28 protein-coding genes and 1 pseudogene are annotated in these 24,076 nt (G+C 38.5%); 13 read left to right on the forward strand and 16 right to left on the reverse strand.

What is annotated here, in order from left to right:
• The 5 genes from IV88_RS05165 to IV88_RS05180 all read left to right on the forward strand — a co-directional run.
• A partial coding sequence (locus tag IV88_RS05165) for a glycoside hydrolase family 70 protein (RefSeq protein ID WP_057799472.1) occupies nt 1–2,698 on the forward strand: 2,698 nt, incomplete at its 5' end.
• Between the two features lie 217 nt (nt 2,699–2,915).
• Nucleotides 2,916–3,167: an IS3 family transposase gene (locus tag IV88_RS09430; RefSeq protein WP_002816285.1), complete on the forward strand. Its 252-nt coding sequence runs from the start codon at nt 2,916–2,918 to the stop codon at nt 3,165–3,167.
• Nucleotides 3,168–3,236: 69 nt separating this feature from the next.
• Nucleotides 3,237–3,560 carry an IS3 family transposase gene (locus IV88_RS09565; protein ID WP_371862102.1) on the forward strand — a complete coding sequence of 108 codons (324 nt, stop codon included), beginning with the start codon at nt 3,237–3,239 and terminating at the stop codon, nt 3,558–3,560.
• Between the two features lie 25 nt (nt 3,561–3,585).
• Nucleotides 3,586–4,068 carry an IS3 family transposase gene (locus tag IV88_RS09200; protein WP_261793396.1) on the forward strand — a complete coding sequence of 161 codons (483 nt, stop codon included), beginning with the start codon at nt 3,586–3,588 and terminating at the stop codon, nt 4,066–4,068.
• Nucleotides 4,069–4,438: 370 nt separating this feature from the next.
• Complete coding sequence (locus IV88_RS05180; protein WP_057799474.1) at nt 4,439–5,095, forward strand: recombinase family protein; 657 nt, start codon at nt 4,439–4,441, stop codon at nt 5,093–5,095.
• A 520-nt stretch (nt 5,096–5,615) separates the two neighbouring features.
• On the opposite strand, the gene IV88_RS05185 is transcribed toward IV88_RS05180, so the two are convergent.
• Nucleotides 5,616–5,996, reverse strand: coding sequence for a hypothetical protein (locus tag IV88_RS05185; protein WP_057799476.1), 381 nt, complete (start codon nt 5,994–5,996; stop codon nt 5,616–5,618).
• A gap of 11 nt (nt 5,997–6,007) precedes the next feature.
• Nucleotides 6,008–6,901 carry a ParA family protein gene (locus IV88_RS05190; protein ID WP_057799478.1) on the reverse strand — a complete coding sequence of 298 codons (894 nt, stop codon included), beginning with the start codon at nt 6,899–6,901 and terminating at the stop codon, nt 6,008–6,010.
• A gap of 647 nt (nt 6,902–7,548) precedes the next feature.
• Between IV88_RS05190 and IV88_RS05195 the strand changes: the two genes are divergently transcribed.
• Nucleotides 7,549–9,090, forward strand: coding sequence for a primase C-terminal domain-containing protein (locus IV88_RS05195; protein ID WP_057799480.1), 1,542 nt, complete (start codon nt 7,549–7,551; stop codon nt 9,088–9,090).
• A 112-nt stretch (nt 9,091–9,202) separates the two neighbouring features.
• On the opposite strand, the gene IV88_RS05200 is transcribed toward IV88_RS05195, so the two are convergent.
• A complete protein-coding gene (locus tag IV88_RS05200; RefSeq protein ID WP_057799482.1) occupies nt 9,203–10,264 on the reverse strand; it encodes an IS256 family transposase in 1,062 nt (353 codons plus the stop codon).
• Between the two features lie 115 nt (nt 10,265–10,379).
• Between IV88_RS05200 and IV88_RS05205 the strand changes: the two are divergent.
• The 3 genes and pseudogenes from IV88_RS05205 to IV88_RS05215 form a co-directional block, all read left to right on the forward strand.
• Nucleotides 10,380–11,132 (forward strand): annotated as a pseudogene (locus tag IV88_RS05205) (replication initiator protein A); the annotation flags it as partial.
• A gap of 149 nt (nt 11,133–11,281) precedes the next feature.
• Nucleotides 11,282–11,479, forward strand: a complete 198-nt coding sequence (locus tag IV88_RS05210; protein ID WP_057799489.1) for a hypothetical protein — start codon at nt 11,282–11,284, stop codon at nt 11,477–11,479.
• Between the two features lies 1 nt (nt 11,480).
• On the forward strand, nt 11,481–12,170 hold the full coding sequence (locus IV88_RS05215) for an ATPase (RefSeq protein WP_057799491.1): 690 nt from the start codon (nt 11,481–11,483) through the stop codon (nt 12,168–12,170).
• Here the strand turns inward: IV88_RS05215 and IV88_RS05220 are convergent.
• Nucleotides 12,160–12,438 carry a hypothetical protein gene (locus IV88_RS05220; RefSeq protein ID WP_033615047.1) on the reverse strand — a complete coding sequence of 93 codons (279 nt, stop codon included), beginning with the start codon at nt 12,436–12,438 and terminating at the stop codon, nt 12,160–12,162. The two genes, IV88_RS05215 and IV88_RS05220, sit on opposite strands and share 11 nt — an antisense overlap.
• A gap of 22 nt (nt 12,439–12,460) precedes the next feature.
• Nucleotides 12,461–12,688 carry a hypothetical protein gene (locus tag IV88_RS05225; RefSeq protein ID WP_083477898.1) on the reverse strand — a complete coding sequence of 76 codons (228 nt, stop codon included), beginning with the start codon at nt 12,686–12,688 and terminating at the stop codon, nt 12,461–12,463.
• A 249-nt stretch (nt 12,689–12,937) separates the two neighbouring features.
• Here IV88_RS05225 and mobQ point away from each other — a divergent pair, with 249 nt between their 5' ends.
• Genes mobQ through IV88_RS05240 form a run of 3 tightly spaced genes read left to right on the forward strand, consistent with a single transcriptional unit; the run spans nt 12,938 to nt 17,083 of the window.
• Nucleotides 12,938–14,995 (forward strand): MobQ family relaxase, encoded by a 2,058-nt coding sequence (gene mobQ, locus IV88_RS05230; RefSeq protein WP_057799493.1) that lies wholly within the window; start codon nt 12,938–12,940, stop codon nt 14,993–14,995.
• A gap of 14 nt (nt 14,996–15,009) precedes the next feature.
• Entirely contained in the window at nt 15,010–16,110 is a 1,101-nt protein-coding gene (locus IV88_RS05235) for an ArdC-like ssDNA-binding domain-containing protein (protein WP_057799495.1), read from the forward strand.
• A gap of 13 nt (nt 16,111–16,123) precedes the next feature.
• A complete protein-coding gene (locus tag IV88_RS05240; RefSeq protein ID WP_057799496.1) occupies nt 16,124–17,083 on the forward strand; it encodes a D-2-hydroxyacid dehydrogenase in 960 nt (319 codons plus the stop codon).
• A 147-nt stretch (nt 17,084–17,230) separates the two neighbouring features.
• Here IV88_RS05240 and IV88_RS05245 read toward each other — a convergent pair whose 3' ends face one another.
• From IV88_RS05245 to IV88_RS05290, 11 genes are all read right to left on the reverse strand, one after another.
• Nucleotides 17,231–17,617: a hypothetical protein gene (locus IV88_RS05245; RefSeq protein ID WP_057799498.1), complete on the reverse strand. Its 387-nt coding sequence runs from the start codon at nt 17,615–17,617 to the stop codon at nt 17,231–17,233.
• Nucleotides 17,610–17,930, reverse strand: a complete 321-nt coding sequence (locus tag IV88_RS05250) for a hypothetical protein (protein WP_057799500.1) — start codon at nt 17,928–17,930, stop codon at nt 17,610–17,612. Before IV88_RS05250 ends, IV88_RS05245 begins: the two co-directional genes overlap by 8 nt.
• Nucleotides 17,923–19,224, reverse strand: coding sequence for a Y-family DNA polymerase (locus tag IV88_RS05255; protein WP_057799529.1), 1,302 nt, complete (start codon nt 19,222–19,224; stop codon nt 17,923–17,925). Before IV88_RS05255 ends, IV88_RS05250 begins: the two co-directional genes overlap by 8 nt.
• Nucleotides 19,225–19,447: 223 nt before the next feature.
• Nucleotides 19,448–19,534 carry a putative holin-like toxin gene (locus tag IV88_RS05260; protein WP_420806206.1) on the reverse strand — a complete coding sequence of 29 codons (87 nt, stop codon included), beginning with the start codon at nt 19,532–19,534 and terminating at the stop codon, nt 19,448–19,450.
• 334 nt (nt 19,535–19,868) lie between these two features.
• On the reverse strand, nt 19,869–20,009 hold the full coding sequence (locus IV88_RS09340) for a hypothetical protein (RefSeq protein ID WP_147165296.1): 141 nt from the start codon (nt 20,007–20,009) through the stop codon (nt 19,869–19,871).
• Between the two features lie 10 nt (nt 20,010–20,019).
• On the reverse strand, nt 20,020–20,271 hold the full coding sequence (locus tag IV88_RS05265) for a GlsB/YeaQ/YmgE family stress response membrane protein (RefSeq protein WP_057799504.1): 252 nt from the start codon (nt 20,269–20,271) through the stop codon (nt 20,020–20,022).
• Between the two features lie 14 nt (nt 20,272–20,285).
• Nucleotides 20,286–20,825: an Asp23/Gls24 family envelope stress response protein gene (locus IV88_RS05270; protein ID WP_057799505.1), complete on the reverse strand. Its 540-nt coding sequence runs from the start codon at nt 20,823–20,825 to the stop codon at nt 20,286–20,288.
• 27 nt (nt 20,826–20,852) lie between these two features.
• The gene (locus IV88_RS05275; RefSeq protein WP_057799507.1) at nt 20,853–21,038 is read right to left on the reverse strand and encodes a DUF2273 domain-containing protein; all 186 of its coding nucleotides are present in this window, start codon (nt 21,036–21,038) and stop codon (nt 20,853–20,855) included.
• A gap of 11 nt (nt 21,039–21,049) precedes the next feature.
• Nucleotides 21,050–21,610 carry an alkaline shock response membrane anchor protein AmaP gene (gene amaP / locus IV88_RS05280; RefSeq protein ID WP_057799509.1) on the reverse strand — a complete coding sequence of 187 codons (561 nt, stop codon included), beginning with the start codon at nt 21,608–21,610 and terminating at the stop codon, nt 21,050–21,052.
• Nucleotides 21,611–22,165: 555 nt separating this feature from the next.
• On the reverse strand, nt 22,166–23,149 hold the full coding sequence (locus IV88_RS09210; protein WP_307725022.1) for an IS3 family transposase: 984 nt from the start codon (nt 23,147–23,149) through the stop codon (nt 22,166–22,168).
• On the reverse strand, nt 23,095–23,346 hold the full coding sequence (locus tag IV88_RS05290) for an IS3 family transposase (RefSeq protein WP_057799511.1): 252 nt from the start codon (nt 23,344–23,346) through the stop codon (nt 23,095–23,097). Before IV88_RS05290 ends, IV88_RS09210 begins: the two co-directional genes overlap by 55 nt.
• Before the next feature lie 263 nt (nt 23,347–23,609).
• Between IV88_RS05290 and IV88_RS05295 the strand changes: the two genes are divergently transcribed.
• Nucleotides 23,610–24,038 carry a pyridoxamine 5'-phosphate oxidase family protein gene (locus tag IV88_RS05295; RefSeq protein ID WP_057799513.1) on the forward strand — a complete coding sequence of 143 codons (429 nt, stop codon included), beginning with the start codon at nt 23,610–23,612 and terminating at the stop codon, nt 24,036–24,038.
• The last annotated feature ends 38 nt before the right edge of the window (nt 24,039–24,076 follow it).

Raw genomic sequence — 24,076 nt, forward strand, 5'->3', positions numbered from 1 at the left:
TTACTTCGGTGGTAACGGTGACGCAATGGTCACCATCCGTGAGGCAATTGAAAACGGCAAGTTTAATATTTATGATATGCGGACAAACAAGCTTATTAAGAGCCTCGACGCTGGTACTTGGGAGAACTTGGCCTATTCGATGGATGCCAACTCCATTAACAATGTTGATGGCTACCTTAGCTACAGTGGTTGGTACCGACCAATTGGAACAAGCCAAGATGGTAAGATATGGTACAAGACCGGGGCTGGTGACTGGCGGCCAATCTTGATGTATGCATGGCCAAATAAGGATGTTCAGGCACAATTCATTAAGTACTTTGTCGGCCATGGTTACACTAATGAAGGTTATGGTTTGACACCAGCTAAGGTCGCGGATTTGTCTGCCGGCACTGATACCAAGATATTGAATGAGGACTCGCAAAACCTGCGTTATGTAATTGAACAAAGCATAGCGAAAAATAAGAGTACCAGCAAATTGGCAAATGACGTCAATGCCTATATGCAGACTGTCCCATCATTATCTGCTGCATCAGAACTGTCGTTGACTAACAGTTCTTCTTATGTGCCAGACATTAGTGGGACTACTAGTAATGATCAATTAATCTTTGTTAATAACAATTCTGCTGATCAGACAAAGGGAAACACGAGCTATGCAGACAGTAACTACCGCCTGATGAACCGGACCCTTAATAATCAACAGGGAAACCACAGCGTTAGCCCAGAACTTTTGGTTGGTAATGATATCGACAACTCTAACCCCGTTGTCCAGGCGGAAAATCTTAACTGGGAATACTTCTTACTCAACTATGGAAAATTGATGAACTATAACCCAGATGGAAACTTTGATGGTTTTCGGGTCGATGCTGCCGATAATGTGGACGCGGATGTCCTTGACCAGTTAGGACAACTGATGAATGACCTTTACCACACTAAGGGCAATCAGACTAACGCAAATAATCACTTGGTTTACAACGAGGGTTACCACAGCGATGGTCAGTCCTTAATGGATGGTAAGGGTAATCCAGCGCTATACATGGATGCATCGATGTTCTCCACTCTTAAAAATGTTCTTGGACGGATATCCCATCGTGACGACATCACACACCTTGCCACTAACTCGGTTGTTAACCGGGCTAATGATGATGGTAGCAAGAGCCAGACACCAAACTGGTCATTCGTTACTAACCATGACCAGCGAAAGAACCTTATTAACCAGATGATTATCAAGGATCATCCTGGTGTGAAGGATATTATGGGCACTGGTTACAAGGCTGAATATGCTAACCAGGCTTGGCAAGAATTTTACGTGGACCAGGCAAGAGCCTATAAACAATATGCCCAATACAATGTGCCTGCTCAATACGCAATTCTTTTAAGCAATAAGGACACTGTCCCACAGGTATATTACGGTGACTTATACAACGAAACAAAGCCATATATGGCTGAAAAATCGATGTACTATGATGCAATTACGACCCTGATGAAAGCTAGAAAAGAATTCGTCAGTGGTGGACAATCAATCGAAAGGTGCGGTCAAAATGCCGTTGCTAGTGTTCGCTATGGTAAAGGAGTTGCTGATGCTAACAGCATTGGGACTGATCCACTTAGTCGGACGACGGGGATGGCTGTCATTGTCGGCAACAACACTGATATGGCAAGCAATACCTACATTATTAATATGGGTAAAGAACACGCTAATCAGCAGTATCAAAACCTAATTGATACCACTGATGCGGGGTTAACTTATGATGGTACTGGCAGTCTTAACCCGAAGACGCTGACAACGGATGCTAATGGTAACCTGTATGTTAAGGTAAAGAGTTTTGCCAACCCATACGTTAGTGGTTACCTAAGTGTTTGGGTCCCTGTAGTAGCTGGACAGCAGGACGCATCGACTAGTTCTAGTACTGTCGCTTCACGGCCGGGCAAGACTTTTGAATCTAACGCAGCATTAGATTCACATCTGATCTATGAGGACTTTAGTCTGTATCAACCTGAATCAACTAGTGTAAACGAACATGCCTACAATGTTATTGCTAAGAATGCACAATTATTTAACAGTCTTGGGATTACTGACTTCTGGATGGCACCAGCATATACGCCATTCTCAATGAGTCGTTACAATGAAGGCTACGGAACAAATGACCGTTACACCTTAGGAACGACTAAGAACCCAACTAAGTACGGTAGTGGTGAAGAATTGGCAAACGCAATTGCCGCACTGCACAAGGCCGGTTTGAAGGTTCAAGAAGACCTAGTAATGAACCAGATGATTGGTTTCAGTGGTCAAGAAGCTGTTACTGTAACACGGGCCAACGAATATGGTGTACAAATGAGTGTCCATGGTAAGACATTTGCTAACCAGATTTACTTTGCCTACACAATTGGTGGGGGCGAAGGTCAAAAGAAATATGGCGGCAAGTACCTGGCTGAGTTACAAGCCAAGTACCCCGACCTCTTTACTACCAAGGCATTATCAACCGGTGTAGCTCCAGATCCAACAACGCGGATTACGCAGTGGTCTGCAAAGTATCAAAACGGAACGTCCTTGCAAAACATCGGAATTGGGTTAGCAGTAAAACTGCCAAATGGCGATTACGCTTACCTGGATGGTGATAATAACGATAAGTTTAAGACGACCCTTCCAGAACAGATGGGATCGATTGATTACTATGTTCAACAGGAATTAAAAAATTAGGCTTTCCTAAGCTGATTACGACAATATTACACTACCGAACCTAAAAGAGTGAAAAACTGCAATTTATGGGATTTCTTCCTGGTAAATTGCAGTTTTTTTGTCTGTTTTGTTACATTTTGTGGTTAGTAAGGACAACTGGATGTAAGCTGGTTCCTGAGACAACTTTTAAGAGAGGGTATAATGAATAAATCGTCTCTCAAAAGGAAGGAATTTTTACATGCCAACTCGTTACGACAAAGAATTTAAACAAAACATTATCAACCTATATAAGCAAGGCGAATCAGCTGCCCAACTGGCCAGAGAATATGGCATTGGCTATTCAACCGTTCATAAGTGGATCCAGGGCCAGGCCAAAACTCAATCCGGTAAATCGCCAGACGAAATCAAAGCGATGGAAAAGCGACTGGCTTCGCTGTCTGAGGAGAACGAAATCCTAAAAAAAGCCCTGGGCTTCCTTGCGCAGAAGTAACCAATATCTTTGATTACATTCACCAAGAAAGCCATCACCACCAGGTAAACAAGATGTGCCGAATCCTCGGTGTTTCCAGAGCTCAGTACTATCGTTATCGATCCCCCAAAGCCTTCAAAACGCCGGGTCGAAGATGCGGACTTAAAACAACGGATTCTGCGGATCTTTGCGGAATTCAAGCAGCGATACGGCGTTATGAAGATCCACCATGAATTGAATCTGGAACTTCAACCACTGCAGCTTCGGTGCAGCCCAAGACGGATTTCCCGGCTCATGAAGGAACTGGATATCCACTCCGTTACCGTCAATAAATGGAAAGCGGCTTCGGCTTCCAAAACCAAGGTTGAACAGCGTCCAACTTGCTTAAGCAGGATTTCTCGACCACTGGTTTAAATCAAAAATGGACCGCTGCGCTGATATGACCTATATTCAAACGAAGCGTAATGGCTGGTGTTACTTATCAACCATCATGGACCTGCACTCACGACGGATTATCGGCTATTCGTTCTCAAAAAAGATGGATACTGGTTTAGTCTTAAAGACCCTTGAAAGCGCGGTTAAAAATCGAACCATTACTGGGGACCTGATTATCCATACGGATTTAGGATCACAGTATACCAGCGATGATTACAATCAACGTTTAACAGAACTACATATCCGCCACTCATACAACCGTAAGGGGTGTCCATACGATAATGCACCAGTGGAATCTTTTCATGCTTCCCTCAAAAAGGAATGTGTTTATCCAGTGCCGGTCTTTGAGAATTATGAAACTGCCGCTGCTGTCCTTTTTGAATATGTGCATGCTTTCTACAATAGGAAGAGAATTCATAGTTCACTGGGCTACCAGACCCCCTTACAAGTTGAAATCGCAACACTTACGAGCCAAATGGCCGCCTGATTTAATGCTTTCCAGGGTTCAAATAAGTTATTAATCACGATTAATGATTTATTTGAGCTGTGGAAGGTAAACGCGGTCCTGAATGTCTCTTAAAACCTGTCTCAAATATTGACTTCAATCCATTCTTGACGCTACCTTAATAATGTAACGGAATATAATTATTTATGGTTCCTTTAAAAGATATAAAAACTTGCCTTAAGTGGAGGTTAATAGTGCAAACGTGTGAACTATTACACTTTAATTTGTTTAATCTGGATTAGAGTTCAAATCAAATTTATAAGCTATATTATAATATTAAACCAACAGTATAGAGGTAACAATAGAGTGTACCCTATTGTGTTACAATTAGTTTATTGAAATCTCGGTATTTATGTATGACACAATAGAGTTGTCACATAAATACTTTAAAAAGGGAGTCAAAAAATTGAAAATAGGATATGCACGAGTGTCTACCACTGATCAGAATTTAGACCGTCAAATCTTTGCTTTAAAAAAAGCCGGAGTTCAAAAAATATTTGAAGAGAAAAGTTCTGGTAAAAACATGGAACGCCCAAAGTTAAAAAAAATGCTGGAGTATATTCATGATGACGATGTAGTTACAGTAATAAGTTTGGATCGCTTAGGACGTAATTCGCGTGATTTAACAGATGTTATTGATAAAATCAGACGGAGAGGAGCAGTTTTGGATGTTCTAGATTTACCTACATTTGCCGGTGTTGAAGACGGCAATTTAAGAGCTCTATTAACAAATCTTGTATTGGAAATATATAAATATACGGCAGAAGAAGAACGTCAAAAAATCTTAAAAAGGCAAAGTCAGGGAATAAAAATAGCTAAGACAAAGGGCATATATAAAGGAAGAAAAAAAGAATATGCTCCAAATGGTTCAAAACGCTTCATATATAATGGGGTTTTAAACGGAATAAAGAACGGAAAAAGTATTGCGCAAATTTCCAGAGAAACTGGTATCGGACGAACACAGGTCTATCGAATTCGTGACTATGCTAAATCAATTAATGAACTATAGCAGGTTTAATGTGAAATGTGCTTGTAGTTCGCCTTACAGACGTGATTTTATGATATTTGTAAGAAGAAATTAATTTATATAAAAAGAACTTACTCAAATTAAGCTATGTTTATACTTTTGCGTACGGTGTGTACATTGTATGCGCGGTATACTTAGTATACAAATGATAAGTATATACAATTGCCTGTTCTCATACTGAGTTATTTATTTATAATAACTATATTTATATTTTGCATACAATGTGTACATTGTATGCACGGTATACTTAGTATACAAGTGATAAGTATATAGAAACACCTACTCTCAAGTTGCATTATTTTATTATAATAACTATATTTATTTTTTTGAAAATAATGTATACATTGTTTTCATGGTACGCATCGTATACAAATGATAAGTATAGTAAAAAGAACTTACTCATAATTGGAGTAAGTTCTTTTTCGTATGAAATATATCTAAATTATTTTGTACACTTCGTACGCTTTGTATACAGCGTGTACATTGTATACAAATGAAATCTTTAATCAAGTCTTTTGAGGTTTAAATCATACATACCTTGAAATACATCTTTTTGTCGATCAGGTAGGCCTTCTTTAATGTAGTAATCAGCTAACGTTGAAATAATATCATCGATTGATGCCTTATCTGCTCGTTCCAATTCGGTCATAAAAGGTTGTAGTGTTCTACATTTTAGAATCGTAGTTTCCGAGAGACGCTGAGTTTGAGTTTTTTTTGATTTCCTTTTTGCAGGTTTAACTGTGTTAGAATCTTTTTTTTCAGCTAACTCTATATCTGGTGAAGTAAATTTTGGACTTGTAAAATCATTTCCATCAGTAAATTTAACCTCTTTTTCTTCCAATGTACTTTTTTTATTAGTTGTTAAGATCGGATCAATAGACATATTGCGCCCCCCTATTCTACTTTCTCAAATTCTTGTTGATGTTGATCTAACTCGGTTAGAACATTTTTAAATACAGTGTGAGCTTTTAAATCCCATTGATCTGGTGTTTTGCTAATATTTTTCTTTAAATGAATTCCTTCTACATCGTACACTTTTAGGCGTTCTTGATATTTAACAATTGTTTCTAATACATTATTGCCATAAGATTTTTTTGCATCATTAAGTATCTTGTCATCGACTCGTCCACCTGGACGAAGCATGCAAGGAACGATACCCAATACCTGAAGTTGCTTGTTATAAGTGTTAATAAGGTACTGCATATAATCAATGTATGTTTGTGCTCCATCTAAAGATAGTTCCTGAGTTTGTAAAACAATAATACAATAATCTGCTGCCATCATAGCATTGTCTGAAAAATCAGAAATTGTTGGTGGCACGTCAATATAAATAGCATCGTACTTTTCTTTTAAAGGTTTAAGTAGTTCGTTTAAGTAATTAATTTGTGCTTCATCGTTATTTGGAAACTTAGACATTAGCAATTTAGGTAAGTTCTTAAATTGTGTAACACTAGAAATTAAATCAAGATTTTCCATAATAGGAGTTACTTGTGAAGTTAGATCACCTTCTATAAAACCTTTATAAATATTTTTGTCGATTATTTTTATGCCACCTGTCTTGGCTAAAATACTCGATGCGTTAGCCTGAGGGTCAAGATCGATTACTAAAGTTTTACGATTTTTGTATACGGCTGATGTATAAGCAAGCATAGTTAACGTTTTTGTTTTACCTACGCCCCCTTTAAAATTCCCAACAACATATACAGTACAGTCTCTTGCACCTGATACAGTTCCGTCGGCGCCAAAATATAATTGGTCATACTCAAGGTTTTTATTTGTTTCTGTCATAAGATTACCTCTTATTTTTATTTGATAAATATATTATAGTATACAATTACAAACATTGCAATTGTATACGGGATTTTATTTTTATGTTTATTTGTATACTTCGTGTACTTTGTATACATTGTATACAAATGCTATTTATTAAAAATAAATACAAAAATACTGTTAAATCAAGGTTTTAAAAACAATCGCATATGTAAACTATGTATACGTTGCATACATAGTTTACATAGTGCACTTAGTATACTCTGTATACAATAATTTCATGTGTAAACAAGTGAAATTGTTTCTTTACAAAGATTTTACTTTATGTTTTACTTAACGTAATCAATAAGAAAATAAAAAAGCCGTCGTGAACTGGCATTCACGACGACCCACAAAATACAAATAAGAAAATAAAACTTTCAACAAGTATTGTATGATATTTCATTAATAAAGACAATACCAGAAAGTATATAAAAGAACGAACATAACTTTTGTGGGGTCGCAGTGTAGGCTTTTTTAAGCACATTTTGATCACTCAATTGCGCGGTGGATCAGTAATTTGCTGGTTCACTTTTTCTTTAGATTTAATCAACGGCATTAACTACTATTTGTTTCAAAACAAATATACCTTTGGTTAATATCGTTCTGAAAGGAGTGCAAATATTATGTCCGTAACGGAAAAATTAAGCTACAAATCTTGGTCTGCAATTAGTCTTATTTTACATAATGGTTTAAAAAAATATAAACCAAAAAATAGTAAACTAGTTCAACTCAATCAAGAAGTACATAACGATAATAAGACTGGTTCAATTGCTGTTTTTCGTAATAAATCATCAATGAGTCGTGACATGGGTTTTGTCGTGACTTCTGAAGAAGCATTAATAGAAAACATTGAGACACTAACACATTGGACACCTAATACCTTTAATTGGTTAGGATATGATAACAGCCGTAAACATATTAAAGGGCATTCAGAACGTAATCTAAGCCAAATTAATGCGTTTGTAGTTGATATTGATTTTAAAGATGCTCTAGATAGAGATCGAAACCTGAATCTGGTTAATAGCAGCATAGTCTTAGATGACCATATTCTACCCACACTTGTCTTAAAAACTGATAAAGGGTATCAAATTTACTATATCTTGGATCGCCCAGCATTTTTATCAAAACATAAAAATGGTAGTATGCCTGTTTTAAGCGCGGCTAGAAAGATTTCTGAAAATATAAAAAGTACGATTATGGGAAAAATACCTGCTACTGATGTAGGATGTAATAGTTTTGGAATTTTTCGGATCCCGCGGGAAGATAATATTATTTTTTTTGAACCAGAATTGACCTACTCATTTGCTGGTTTTTTAATGTGGAGTAAGTCAGTCACACAAAAAAGTAAGGAAAAGCGTAAGAGCAATCTAAAAGTAATTAATAGTCCGCATTCTCAATATAGAAAACAAACCGATCAAGCTTGGTTTAGAATTATGTTGACAAAGCACAACATTAAACCAGGTCAAGGACTAGGACGTCACAATACTATACTTACACTGGCCTTAGCGTGCTACTCTTCTGGAAAAAACCAAAACGATGCCTTCAATTTATTAGATGAGTTTAATTCATACCTTGAAGATCCCTTAGACGTACGAGATATGCAGCGTTGCGTCCGTGACGCTTATTCTGGCAATTATAAAGGTGCATCTAAACTTTATATTGATGAATTAATAGATACCTGGGCAACACCTGATGAGAAGCGCATTGTGGTGCAAGAAAGTAACGTTCAATGGTACAAGTGGGCGAAGCCTCGCACAGAACGCGTCTATAGTCACGTGTCAGAATGGCTAAATGATGTGATTGAACTAATTAATAAAGTTAGCTCTGGAGCAGACAAAGTTATTATGTCAACCAGGGCTATTCGTGATGCTCTTGATATTTCTCCATCAACCTTGAATAGGGTGATGAAACAAGCCATTTCATCTAATAAGCTAATTGTAAAAAAGGGGAAAGGAAATCAAGCGTCACAAATTGCAACTTTAGAAATGGTATTAAGAGCTTTATATCGGAAAAGAAAAGCAGAATCAATAGCTTGGGTTAATTACCTTGAGGCTTTTTTGAAGTTACAGAATAGGCAGTATATTGAGGAACAAAGCGTATTTTCAGATGTTGAAGGAATTGATGATGAAGTAGATAGATTTGGAACCAATATAAGTACGGGGTGAAATCTCTTAATTTAGTGCTACCAATTGCCCTTAGATTTTTTATCTCTTAGATAGGTAGCGTCAAGAATCTTGTGTAAATGAAATGCCTTCGTACATATAATATGTATCTAACTTAAATAAATGATGCTTCCAAGGTGTCCTGGAGTCCTTGGAACCCTCGGTGGATCCGCTTCAGAGACTTCTCGTTATAAACATTAAACTGAGAAACCAGGAAGCGATCCAGTGAATCTTCCGTTGGAAATTGTTCTTTGTGGTGGGTGGTGCGCTTGAGATGCTTATTAAAGTTCTCAATCAGGTTAGTGGAGTAAAGTGATTGCCGGATAGCTGGTGGAAAGTCCATGAAAGTGAGTAAATTCGGCATTTTAAGCAGATCTTTGATTAATTTGGGATAGGTCTGATGCCAGTTGTTGGCGAACTTATTCATTTTCAGTTCGGCTGCTTCACGGTTGGCTTCCCGATGAACTTGTTTAAAGTCACTGATCACGGCCTTGCGGTCTTTTACGCGAACTTTGTTCGTCAGATTCCGCCCAACATGAACCAGGCAACGTTGTCGTTTGGCTTTAGGGAAATGCCGATTCAAGCCTTCATCCAAACCAACTAACCCATCGGCCACAAACAACAGCACATCTTTAACGCCCTGCTTGATCAAGGTTCCCAGCAGTTCAGTCCAGATTCCAGTCGATTCCGTTGGCGCCACTTGGTAGTTCAGCACTTCTTTCGTACCATCTGGACGAATGCCAATCGCAATATGAACGGCTTTAGTCATGTTGGAAACCGTGGCTTTGGAGTAGTGAGCACCGTACATTTTCTCAATGAGTTCGGCAATTTCAGCAGTGGTAATTCCCTTGGTATACAACTGAATGACCGTTGTTTCTAAATTATCACTGTGCCGACCGTAGGCTGGCAAGGTATGATTTTCAAACCGGCCATTGCGATCTCGAGGAATGGTTAAGTTAAGTTGGCTGTACTTCGTATCAAACGAGCGCTCATAACTGCCGTTGCGGTTATTACCAGTGTTAATCCCAGCGTATGAGTAGCGTTCGTAACCCAAAAACTCTGCCAATTCGGTTTGAAGCAGCTGGTTAATCGCAATTTCGAGGTGGTGACGAAAAACTTCGTCCAAATCTTGCTTTTGGGCTAGTGCAGCGATAATTTCTGTGGTAAGTTCATTCATGGGGAATGCCTCCTGTGATGGTTACTAAATATCATAAGGGAAGGCATTCCCTATTTCTATACAATTCAGAAATCTTTTATGCATTTACACAAGATTCTTGACGCTACCAAAGATTTTACGAAACTGGTCAAATAATAAAATCAATAAGATTAAACACGAATTAATGGACGCAAACCTTTTGTATCAAAAACATATGGGTTTTAATCCAAGGTCAGGCAAAAACGAACCAAATAGATTATATTTGGCAGATTTGGAAGTAACAGCAAAAGACGTTTATACTAAGCGAGAGCCAATAAAATCGCCTAAACCCCTTGGTACAAGCGGACTTCTCAAAAAGAGACAAGATCTAGACTATACTAATAATATAGATACTAATAGATATAATATAGATACTCAAAAGTTGGACTTTTCCACAGTCCAATTCTCACCAGCAGAACTAGAAAAGCAAAACCATGATCTCGTGAGCCATGCTAATGACTTCTTAACTGATGAAGACAGTGGCTTACCGGTTTTCTTAGAACCCGAAGCTTTGCAACTACTTAGTTTTTGGTGCCGTACTCCGCAACAAATGCGGCGCTTCATTGGTATTATTTTAAATGCTAAGTACCGAGTTGAAGAGGATCATCAAGATATTGGCGTCATAATCCCGCTTGACGACGAAGAACTAAAACCTTTGATGACTAAAGCCTTGAGACGCTACTTTAACGCCCTAAGAAGCAATGAGAAGCATATCAAGAACGTGGAAAACTACTTGTACGGCACCATGCAAAACCTATTTGGCGTTTGGTGGAATAAACAAGCAGCTAGAGAATATGCGGCCAAACACCCCGAAGAACAGAACACTGACAATGAGCGTTCTTGGAATTAAACGTCATATGGGCTCATTTAAGCCGTTTTAAGCGTTACATGCATAATTATATTAAAATCGCTTTAAAATCGCTTAGAAGCAAAAATAGGCACCTTGGGTGGCTGAATTGGCGATAGCTAAACTAAAAAAATGGGATAGGAGCTTTTTAAATGACCAAATCCAGCAAAGAAGTTGAAAAAATTGAGCAATTGTTGGCTGACCCCTGGGCAGTCGATATTCAAGACATTTGGGAGCAAGCAGCACATAATCCAGATCCTGATAAGCGCAAGTTGTTTGACGCGTTACACACTTACCTCTTAGATAAACGCCAAGAACAAATTATCAACGAAAAGCATTTCGTGATTTAACATGAGTGAGCTAAAGAGATACATCATCGTGGCTGGGATAAACGGTGCTGGTAAAAGCACTTTATATCGCGCGAGACCCGAATTATTTACTCACTCCAAACGATTAAATGCCGATGAAATCCTACAAAAAATGGGTGGCGATTGGCATAAAGATCGTGATAACTTTAGGGCAATGCGCGAAGAAATAAAACAACTCCACGCGGCTTTAGATACCGGGCCGAGTATTCATGTTGAAACAATCTTAGCTGGGCAAGGAAAGGCACAATTAAATTTAATTGAGCGGGCTCACCAAAATGGTTTTGAGGTCACGCTTTTATACGTGGCATTAAAAAACGAAAGAGTAGCAATTAATCGGGTTCATGAACGGGTCAAAAAAGGTGGGCACGGAGTACCAGATGAAATTGTTAAAAAACGCTATAATCAATCAAATCATAATTTAGCAATAGTTGCATTCAAAGCTGATAATGTCGTGATCTACGATAATAGCCAAAAATTTGTATCAGTTTACAGACGAGAGCATGACCAGGTGATCAAAAATAATTTACGTAATTTTCCTTGGATAAATCCAAAAATTACCTTTGAATCAGCTATACAGAAACAACTAAATGAATTTGGTAAAAATAATCCAGATTTAAAAATTAGAAATCCCATGAATAATTCAGAAAATAAAAACGATCGGCCTAGTTATTAGGCTGATCGTTTTTGAGTTTATTTGGTTTATGGGCGTTAACATAGTCAGCAAATGTTTTTAAAAGCTCTTCGGTTTGTTCAACCGAGAGATTATCAGCTTGAAAGTATTTTTCTAGCAAAGCCCCTTTTTGAATTAATCGGCGAGAACGGGCTTTGCGAGCTTGCCGATTTTCGTAGTATTTAGATTGCCGTAATTTAAAATCTTCCCGCTCAATTTTTTGTTTTAAACGCGCTTGCTGCTCGACTAGTTTTTCATATTGATTAGACATGGAATTTCCCCATCTCGTATGGCTAATGATCTACGGACTTTACCTTTAAAAATTCAGAAAATTGCTTGGCTAAAAGCTTAATCTGATCGTTAGACAAATTAGCATAATCTAAATTGGCTTGACTGATGATTTGTTTACCTAGCCGTTGTTCAATCTTATTTTTTTCGTCCTTAATTTTTTGATTAAGGGCTTTTAATTTAGATTCTTGTTTTTCTAAGTTACTTTGAGACATAACGATCCCTCCAATCATATTAGAAATAATCACCAAAACTATATCATATAAGAAACGTTAAGTCAAAGTATAAAATTTGAAATAGCGAAGCTGAAGGCATACACTAAGTTAAAGTTAAGAGAATCAGCAGACCGAGTGAAACGAGGTCAATGCGCACTTACACCCCACCAAAATATTGTGGGGTAAATTGTGCTAAAACCTGTATCAGAAGTCGCCAATGGCGACAAAAAAAATAAAACCAAACCCATTAAGAAAGGAGATAACAGCATGGCAATTTTTCACATGAGTTTCCAAAATATTAGCGCTGGAAAAATGCGTAGTGCAGTTGCTAGTGCTAGTTATCGAAGTGGGGAAAGATTATTCTCTGATAGAGAGGGAAAGAGTTATTTTTATAAACGTGATGTCATGCCAGAATCTTTTATTCTAACGCCAAAAAATGCGCCAGAATGGGCAAAAGATAGGCAACAATTATGGAATGAAGTTGAGAAGAAAGACCGTAAAGCAAATGCACGTTATGCCAAAGAATTTAACGTGGCTTTACCAATTGAATTATCGGAGCAAGAGCAAAAAAATTTATTAACAAAATATGTGCAAGAGAATTTTGTCAATTCAGGTATGGTTGCCGATGTGGCAATTCATCGCGATCACCCAGATAATCCGCACGCTCATGTGATGTTAACTAACCGTCCATTTAACCCAGACGGAACGTGGGGAATTAAGAGCAAAAAGCAATATATTTTAGATGAGAAAGGGAATAAAACGTATACCGAAAAAGGGAATGTTAGAAGTTACAAAACGTGGCTTGTTGATTGGGATAAACGAGGCAAAGTTCAGGAATGGCGTACAGCATGGGCGAATGCTGTTAATCAAGTTTTAGAAGCCAAAAACTTTCCTGATCGCATTAATGAAAAATCATATGAAGAACAGGGTATTGATGAAGTCGCAACACAACACGAGGGAATCAATTCACAGAAAGAAAGACGCCAAGAGTTTAACCGCAATGTTAAGCAACAAAGACAAGCAAAAGCAGAAGCTAAAAATGTTAATGAAAAAATTCATAATATCCGCCGTATAGAAACATTACAACGTCACTATTCATTTGATGAAAAGCGTATGGTTGCACAACTAAGTAAACAACTAAAAACATTTGTCAGTTTAGAGAATTTAGACGAGAAACAACGTATGCTATTTAACTGGAAAAACAGTGCAATGATTAAGCAAGCAATCGGACAAGATATGACAAAGCAATTAGTAACGATTAGTCAGCAAGAAAAGTCGTTAGCAGAAGCCAATCAGTTACTAGATAAAGTGGTTAATCGAACGGTTGGTAAGCTTTATCCTGATGTTGATTTTGAACAGGTAACTATGGCTGAAAAACGTGAACTAATTAAAGAAACAGATAGTGAACAAAAAGTGTTTACAGGAGATGAGCTAAAAGACCGTTTAGCAATGATAAGAACGAATATTTTAAATCAACAAATTTTGACGTTTACCAGGCGTCCATTTGCTAGTTGGTTAATGCTAGAAAAGCAGGAGCAAAGAGCCAAAGGAACTATTAGTGATATTTTAGCTAAAAAGGGCTATCAACTAGCGGATATTAAGCGTACAAGAGGGACATTATTAAGTGATTTTGATGAAAAGCAACAAGATGTTTTGAAGAAAAATATCAAAGAACTTTCAGCGGTAAATGAAATTAAACAAGTGGTTGACACGCAATATAACAATGTTTTGAGTAAAGCTTTCCCTAATATGAGCCTTGATAAAGTCAAAATGACGGAAAAAGAGCGCCTATATACAGCGGTTATGTATTACAATCCTGAACGTAAACCACTAGGCAATCATGATTTAGAAAAATTGAAAAATAATCCGCCTGTAAAATTCACGACCCAAGAACATCAACAAGGACTTGCTTATTTGAGCGGACAAGTTAAGCCTGATGAGATAAAGAATGCGAACTTATTACGTGTTTTGAAGAATCGGGGGACACAGCAACTATTCATTGGCGAAGCGGGACAAGATAAAAATATTTCTACTAAGCAACTTGAAAAAGCTAAACAAGCAGTTAAACAACACAACCAAAAGAATGATGATTTCCGAAAAGAGAATATGCCTGATTACCGAGCCGTCAATTATAAAGAAAATACACCAGCAAATTATATGAACAAATTGTTATCAGACACCTTGATGAGCTTACTTTATGAGAATAATCAAGACCACGAGCTTAATAGACAAAAGAAAGCACAAAATGAATTGGAGTACGAATTGGATAAAAAGAAGCGTCAGCACCAGAAGAGCGGTCGTCATAGTGGTACGATTCATAGGTAAGACAGTTATCAACATTGACCGTCTCAAATTACGTTGCCCAAGCCGAACAGCAAATTCTAAAATTAACCGATAGTGATCAATTTAAACAGTATCTTAATACCCTGGCGAAATTCCACCAATACAGTGCTAGAAACATTGATTTAATCTATGCCCAGAATCCGCAAGCAACCCAAGTCGCGGGCTTTAAACAGTGGCAGACGGATTTTAACCGCACCGTTAATAAGGGGGCTAAGGCCATTCGAATTGCGGCCCCGATTATTAATAAATTAACACCCGCTGATCAAAAGCGACTTCATACCACCGATGAACGCGCCATTGTCGGTTATCGTTATCTGCCCATCTTCGACGTGGCACAAACTAGTGGTGACCCAGTCCTAAGTGCTAAATATTTTGTCAAAGAAAACTTGGCCGATCATCAGAATGTGACGAGCTTGTATAACGCGTTCAAAGATTATTTAAACCAACAAACCGATCTGCAAGTCAGTGAGGCACCCTTAGCGAAACTAAATGGAGCTAAAGGGTACTTTCAACCTAGCACTAATAAAATCGTCATTGGTGGTGATGAACCTGACAATGCCCTAAAATTAAAGACGTTGTATCACGAATATGCGCATAGTCATCTACATGGATTAAAAGCAGCTTTTAAAGATCGCCCACGAGCCTATCAGGAAACCCAAGCCGAAGCGGTCGCATATGTTGCCATGCAAAATATTGGCGTTGATACCAGTAACTACTCACTTGGTTATGTGGCTACCTGGGCTAAATACAAAGTCGTGATCCATAGTGCTTTGAGTGAGATCCAGCAAGTGAGCAACAAAGTGATTGCGCTTAGTGACGGGTTAACCAAACAATTAGGCTTACAGGAAGCACAAAAAGAACCTGAACATGATCTAAAAAAGCGATCAGCCCAGGAACTTAATAAGGCGTATCAAGGCTTGCAACAACAAGTTCAGCAAGCGACTGATCCCCAACAGAAATCAGGATTAAAAAACCAGTTAAATGCTGTTCACCAAGAAATCAGTAATCGAACTCAAAAACAGTTGCAAGATTTTGTGAGGCGGAATCCAGAAATTAGACAAGCAGAACGGAATACAGGCGAAACACTAAAAAGATAGGAGATATCTCACGATGAAAATTGTTCTTTTAGATGGTTATGAACTAAATAAAGATTTAAATTGGCACTTATTGCAAGACTTAGGCGAATGTACTTTTTATGACCGTACACCAGTTAATGATCAGAATGAAATTATAAAACGAATTAGTGAAGCTGAAATTGTTATCACGCATAAAACTCCGCTAGATGACGACGTGATTAGTAAAGTTCCGAAGCTAAATTATATTGGAATTATGGGAACCGGTTACGATGTCGTTGATATTAAAAGTGCTCATAAAAATAAAGTCGTAGTAACCAATATTCCCACATATGCTAGTGATGCAGTAGCACAATTTACTTTCTCATTACTATTAGAAGCAACAAGTCAGGTTGGCTTGCATAATCGGCTTGTTCATGAAAATAAATGGTCACAGGTACCTGACTTTACTTTTTGGGATAAGCCGCTATTAGAATTAAAAGACAAAACTTTAGGATTAATCGGATACGGCCATATTGCTCAAAAGGTTGCCCAAATAGGACACGCCTTTTCTATGAAAGTCATTTTTTATAATAATCGCCCTAAAAAAGTTTCTGAAACTTGGGTTCAACAAGTGTCTCTTGATCAACTTTTAAAGAAATCAGATGTTATTAGTTTGCACGTAATTCAAACGCCGGAGACAATGCATTTAATTAATAATGACACGATTGCAAAAATGAAAAACGGTGTTATTTTGCTAAACACAGCTCGAGGCAAACTGGTTAATGAGGACGATATTAAGAAAGCTTTGAATGAAGATAAGGTTTACGCATACGCTACTGACGTTGTTCAAAAAGAACCAATTGATAGTGACAGTCCCTTGCTAAAAACAAAAAATTGCTATATTACGCCACATATTGCTTGGGCACCGTACGAAACAAGAGAACGGTTATTGAATATAACCATTGCTAATGTAAGGGCGTATCTATCAGGTAATCCTCAAAATGTTATCAATTAAATCAAACTCGATATAGTGTACCAAGAAATAAGCAGTTGAGCTAAAAAATAGTTGCAAAATTTTGTGAGACAAAATCCAAAGATCACACAGCCAAGACAAAATGAACAACAGCAAATAAAGCGCTAAGAAAAGACGGAGAGCTAATTTTTATAGCTTCTCCGTCTTTTTGTATGCCACATTGCGAATTTCTTGTAGTGGGACAAAGCAATCAGAATCAATCACAATATCATTAGCATTGTGGCCATGAATCAAAGTCGTTATATCCGGCAAATGGCGGTTATTTTGGTCAACCGTTTTTAGCTGAATCGTTACCAGTTGTTGCCTTTGATACGCGTCGTCCAGCACTTGCGTCAGTTCTGCTAAGGATTGCTGCGGTCGTGGGACGTAAACTGCATTCAACTGCTGGTTTTGTTGGTTTAGGGCAGCGGTATGATCGGACAAATAGAACCCCTGCCATTTCATCATGCCCCGGTCGTGATAATCATGTTCAAAGAAATGCTTAACCGTATCTAAGTCAAAGTCTTGGCTATTCAAGGGGCACCCGCTTTCGTTGAATTAACTTTTGACTTTTAGGCCAGCGTTCACCAGTAAAGCCAACAAATTCGATCGTTAGTTTAATCTTTTGTCGCAAAGCTTTTAGTAGCGTCTCTAAATCAGCTAAATTATAGTGTGCTAATTTATGTAAAGGAACGGATTGCAAGCGCTCGTTAGCCCGTTGACTGTTAAAAAATACGTTGTAGGTCTGATCGTAAGGATCGTTAGCGATCATCAACCAGTAACGGGTGCGTGACTGGCGCTTAAACAGCAAGGTTAAGCGTCCCATAATAATTTCTACATCGTTATTCATAGCTATTGCCCCCATTATGACCACCGACGAGTGAAGCGCGTTCAATAGCTGTACCGCCCCTTAACAAGCTGGTGGCATAAACTAACTTCGTGAAGCCAAAGCGGCGATGAATTTCATCAATCACTTGGTTTAACCGACTAGCCTTAATCTGGGTAGTTGCCGGCTCAAATAAGCTAAGCTGTTGGCCGGTGTTGGCACTTAATTTGCTGCTATAAACCCCAATATTTCGGACAGCTTGACTGTCCCAGTTTTTGCGGAACAACCATAATAGTTGTCGCGTTAAAACTTGGTTATCATTGGTTGGTTCAATTTTTAAAGTCTGATGAAAACCACCGCGGCCATCGGCTGCGGCCGCAGCGTAAGAAAAACCAATGCTTAGCGACAGACACCCCGCCATTTTATGGTGGTGTCGTAGCCGAGCAGCCACTTGTTCACCAATTTCTTTTATGACCGTTTCAATTTCTGCTTGGTTAAGATAGTCCCGTGGCAATACTTGTGAATTTCCTAGACTTGCTGATTTGACTTTAGCGGGTTCCGTAACCTGTGCTCGATCAATTCCCCAGGCAGTGGCGAACAATTGGGTGCCAATAATTCCCATTGCTTGTTTCAACAAATAAGGATTGGCATGGGCTAACTCGTACATGTTGTGAATAGCTAGGCGGTTTAGCCGTTTAGCTGTTCGTTCACCGATCCCCCAGACAGCAGTTAAGTCATTGATCGTCCAGATCTTTTGTGGGACAGTCTCATAATGAATTTCACCAATAAAGTCAGCGGAATGCTTAGCATACACATCAAGGGCAAGCTTAGCTTGGGTCGGATTATCACCAATGCCAACGGTGGTGTATAAGCCTAATTTTTGCCGCACCGTAGTTTGAATCAACCTTGCTACTTCACGGACAGACTGCCCAAAAAGCCGCCATGAATGGGTCATATCCAAAATACTTTCGTCAATTGAATACGGCCAAACTTCTTTTTCAGTCGTAAACTGGTGGAAGATTTGGTTAATTTGCAAGTTACGTTCGATATAGAGGTTCATGCGTGGTGGGACAACCCACAGACGCGGATCATTAGGTAAATCACGTTTACGTGAGACATTAGCTTTGATATGAAATAATTGCTTGGCTTCAGGTGAAGTAGCCAAAATTAGGCCGCCATTAGTGTTTTGAGCTTCACTAAGGACAACTAAAGGCACTTTTAAGGGGTTCAGTCCCCGGGCAACAGCTTCACAACTAGCATAGAAGCTTTTGTTGTCGATTAGAAAGAACACGCCATGCGGTTCATCATCAGTAAACAAGTTGATCACTTCCATTAGCTTTTACCTGTATTTTAGCACATAAAGCAAACATGTGTTCCCTTAAACTGCGAGAAAGCTGATTAAAAATATTCGAAAGTCAGTTATAGTCATGCTATAATATGTATAGAAAAAGGAAGCCCTGCTAGAACAGGACTTCCCATGTAGAGTCGTTTAAGACGGTGACAGATTTTAACGATATTTAATAACCGCTAGCTTGCCAGAGCTAAGGCGGATATTTTTTTTGCTGACTTTTGATCAGCTCAACAATTAATGCGATTAAGGCCACGATAAACGTACCGAAAGCCAGCATTAATTGTAAAGCGTCCGCAACGGACACTTAGGCTACTCCTTTCGTTAGGATTTATGGGCTTTAAAGGTTTAACACCATAAGCACCACCTCCGATTGGAAATAGCCACCGCCTTAACTTCTCTACTTGATCTATTATACAGGCAGACTAGCTCTTTAACCAAATATAAAATTAAAGCAAGCACCTACGAAAAAAAGTGCCTGCTTTTATTAATTATCGAAAAATTCCCATCTATATTTATAAAAGATTATCGTACCAATTGAAATTTTGATTAACGGATCTTCAATTACCCGATTATTTAAGTTCTAAGATGCCTAATATAGATAATTTGGCTAATTATCCATGTAATTTTTGTTGCAATTTATCACCAATGCCATCTACCTTCTTAGCAGCGAAGACGGTGCCACCGATGAGAACACCACCTACAATGAGCGTAGAAGCGATCATAAACTTAAATACACTTTTCAAGACGTCCATAAAATCCCCCTTACTTTTTACTGGTTCGACCAACAACTAATGAAACAATCAGAACTAAAATAACTGCACCAATGATCGATGGTATCAGTGCCATACCAGCTAATGAAGGCCCCCAAGTGCCAAGAAGCCCTTGACCAATCCATGCACCGACCAAGCCCGCTACGATGTTTGCAATCCAGCCCATAGCAGCACCACGATTAGTTATTGCTCCAGCAATTGCACCAATGATTGCTCCGACGATTAATGACCAAATAAGTCCCATAGTTACTCTCTCCTTTAATTAACACGACTAGATTTATTGTCAGGCGTTACCTTATCAACGCTGTCACTTAATGTTTCCTTCGATTTTTTCGCACCCTTGCTGACTGCTTCCTTCGTTTTATCTGTAGCATCACTAACGCGATCTTGTAGAGAAATCGAATCTTTTTCATGTTGCTCCCTCGTTTTGACATCAACAACATTCACATTCACCTCAATTACTTCTAAGTCGGTCATGCTTTTTACTTCACGAACAATAACATTTTTGATTTTGTCATATAGTTTAGAAATATCAATGCCGTATTCAGCAACAATGTCGAGATCTACTGCAACCTGCTTTTTTCCAACCTCTACATCAATTCCCGATGTGACATCGGAAGTATTAACTAGTTTTTCAGCAACATTTGCGAAAAAGCCGCCATCTACGGTTAATAAACCATCTACTTCAGAAAGTGCGATACCAATGATTTTTTGAATAACTTTGTCATCAAATGTTAAATTGCCTTTAATGCCAGACTTTTCGTTGGTTGTTTTTTCACTTGAAGTTCCGTTCTGCATAATTTTTCCTCCTTATAATTCAAACAGCTATTTAAAAACATTTGTTAAGATACCAGTTTTTTGGATATAATAACCCGCAGTAATCCCGATTACCATAAAAATCAAAACAAAAAGCGTCTTGAAAAATCCAAAAGTGATGATAAGGACCGCTAAGAGCAATCCTATAATTCCACCAATTAGTGGCCAAAAATAGGCTTTAATGAGTTCGGTCACGTTATCACCTCCTAGACAACTCGAGATTGTTGCCCATTATCGCCCGACTCATTAAAATCAACGAGTCTGATTTTGATTCTTTTCTGTTCAGAAATTCCAAGACAAATACGCAAATCTTTTTTTAATTGATTGAGAAAATTTGCAGTCTGTTTCTTGGCATTGACTGAATTTAGTAGATCACCCGATATTTTAAGTGTGATCCTTTTCCGTGATAACTTAGCTGATACCTTGGGGTCACCAATAAAGGGTTCACATTGAAGTGCTGAAAGAGCAAAGTGCTCAATAGCTTTCTTACTGATGGTAACTTGACCATCAGACTTTTGATGAAGATATAATGACTGTGACCGTGGCCAAAAAAGTGCGATAAGCAATAAAATAATTAACACCGCCGCCAGAATTACTCCACTCCAAAAAAGGTATATCGGTTCGTAATGATCTAACCAATCAAACTTTAATGACACGGGGGTGCTAGTGCCAATGGCTGTTGACCAATTCTTAAAGACAAGAACTACGGACAAAGGGAATGTAAGTATGATAACTACTACTATTAAAACCTTAAATATAAAACGCAAATCATCACCACCTTTACTGTAAGTGTAGCAGGACAGGTAATGATAATGCAATTATATGCACTTATAAGAAACCAATCAAAAATTTTATTTGACTAAACTAATCTGGCCACTAGGGTATACCCTAATGGCTGTTTGTCAATCTATTATCAATAGTGGTCTAAATTACCAAGTTCTAGACTTATTAGAAACTTTTGAATAAGCTTAGTTGTTCAAAACAAGTAAAATCTCTATTGGTTAATAAATCGACCAGTTGTTTGTTTTTGCTTACATATAAATAATTTTGTGGCGGAGTGATTCCAATCTTCCTAAGGGTTGTTAATTCTATAGAGGGCTTGATTTCAAATATCCTCTTGATGGGATAAGCATAGTTCCTATGCATACTGCAACTATTAAGCCTATCTGTTCCATAAGAATTATAGGGTATAGTTTCTCCCATTCTATATGGGTGATCTAAGAATAGAACATATTGGATTGTAGTCAATACGTGAGACAGATTTTAAGAGAGATCAAGAACCGCGTTTAGCTTCCACAGCTCAAATAAATCATTAATTTCGATTAATAACTTATTTGAACCATGGAAAGCATTAAATCATGCGGCCATTTGGTTCGCAATCGTTGTGATTTCAACCTGCAAGGGGGTCTGGTAGCTGAGTGAACTATGAATTCTTTTCCTATTATAGAAGGAATGAACATATTCAAAGAGGACTGAAGCTGCCGCTTCATAATTTTCAAAAACTGGAATTGGGTAAACGCATTCCTTTTTGAGTGAAGCATGGAAAGATTCCATTGGGCGTTGTCATACGGGCAACCCTTACGGCTGTACGAGTGGTGGATATGTAGTTCATTTAAGCGTTTGTTATATTCATCGCTGGTGTACTGCGTACCCAGGTCACTGTGAATGATGAGGTCTTCAGTAATTGTCCGATTCTGAACGGCACTTTCAAGTGTCTTCATGATCAGCTTGGTATCCATTTTTTTAGAAAAGGAATACCCGATAATCTGACGGGAGTGCAGATCCGTGATGGTTGATAAGTAACACCAACCATCACGCTTAGTCTGAATATAAGTAATATCAGTTGTCCATTTCTGATTTAAGCCAGTGGTGGAGAAATCCTGCTTAAGCAGATTGGGACGCTGTTGAATCGCTTGTTTGTAGGAAGAGGTGGCCTTCCACTTCTTGATTGTAATCGAGTGAATATCCATCTCCTTCATGAGCCGAGAGACTCGGCGAGGACTGCAGTGGCGCTGCAGAGGTTGAAGTTCCTTACTTAATTCATAGTGAATCTTCATGACGCCATATCTTTGTTTGAATTCAACGAAGATGCTGAAGATCCGCTGTTTCAGATCTTTGTCTTCCAGACTTCTTTTTGAGGGCTTGTGGGCTTTATAGCGATAGTAATGCGCTCTTGAAACCCCGATGACTCGGCACATCTTAGTTACCTGGTAATTTTGTCTTTCTTGTTGGATATAATCAAAGATATCGGTTATCTCTGCGCAAGGAAGCCGAGGGCTTTTTTTAAGATTTCGTTCTCCCCGGATAAAGCAGTTAAGCGTTCCTCCATTGCTTTAATCTCATCAGGGGTCTTACCTGACTTGTTTTGAGTTTGGGCTTGGACCCACTTATGAACAGTGGAATAGCCAATGTCATATTCTCTGGCAAGTTGAGCAGCGGATTCACCTTGTTTATAGAGATTGATAATATTCTGTTTGAATTCTTTGTCATAATGAGTTGGCATGTAAAAATTCCTTTCTTTTAAGAGACGATTGACTTATTATACCCTCTCTTAAAAGTTGTCTCAGGAACTAGCTTACATCCATCCAGATGCGTTTTCGGTCACTGTAAATGAATCATTCGGTCTGTTAACTGGTATTGGGTTAGCGATGATCATCATGCGTGAACAGGGGAAGTAATAAAGAATCGCTACTAGAGAACAGAAAAATTGCGTGACGAGGTGATATCTTATATACTGGATTCAATTAAGTTTGAGGAGGTTTCAGTATGGCAAAGTTGACATCCGAAATGAAGGATTTGATTTCACAAGCGTTTCCGTTTATTGCGACCGTTGATGAGGATGGAAATCCACAAATTGGTCCAAAGGGCACGCTGAGAGTCATGGACGATGAACATTTAATCTATAATGAGGAAACTGGGCGCCAAGCTTGGCACAATTTGCAGGCAAACCATAAGATAGCCGTTGCCGTTCATCCTTATCCAGGTAAGATTGGGCTGCGAGTTGAAGGGTACGCAACAATCTATAAAGATGGCCCCGTATTTGAGGCGGCTCATCAGTATGCAGTGGACAATCAATTGCCTGATTTAATTGCAGCGGTTGTCATTTCCGTTGACCGAATTGTGAGTCTTAATGCAGGTCCTGACGCTGGTACAGAAATCGCAAACGAACCAGTTTCAGATCAGTTTAAAATTTAATCAATAAAGCGCAAAAAGCCCAATTCGTCAGAGTTGGG

This window comes from Pediococcus argentinicus (assembly GCF_001437605.1).
Classification (GTDB): Bacteria; Bacillota; Bacilli; order Lactobacillales; family Lactobacillaceae; genus Pediococcus; species Pediococcus argentinicus.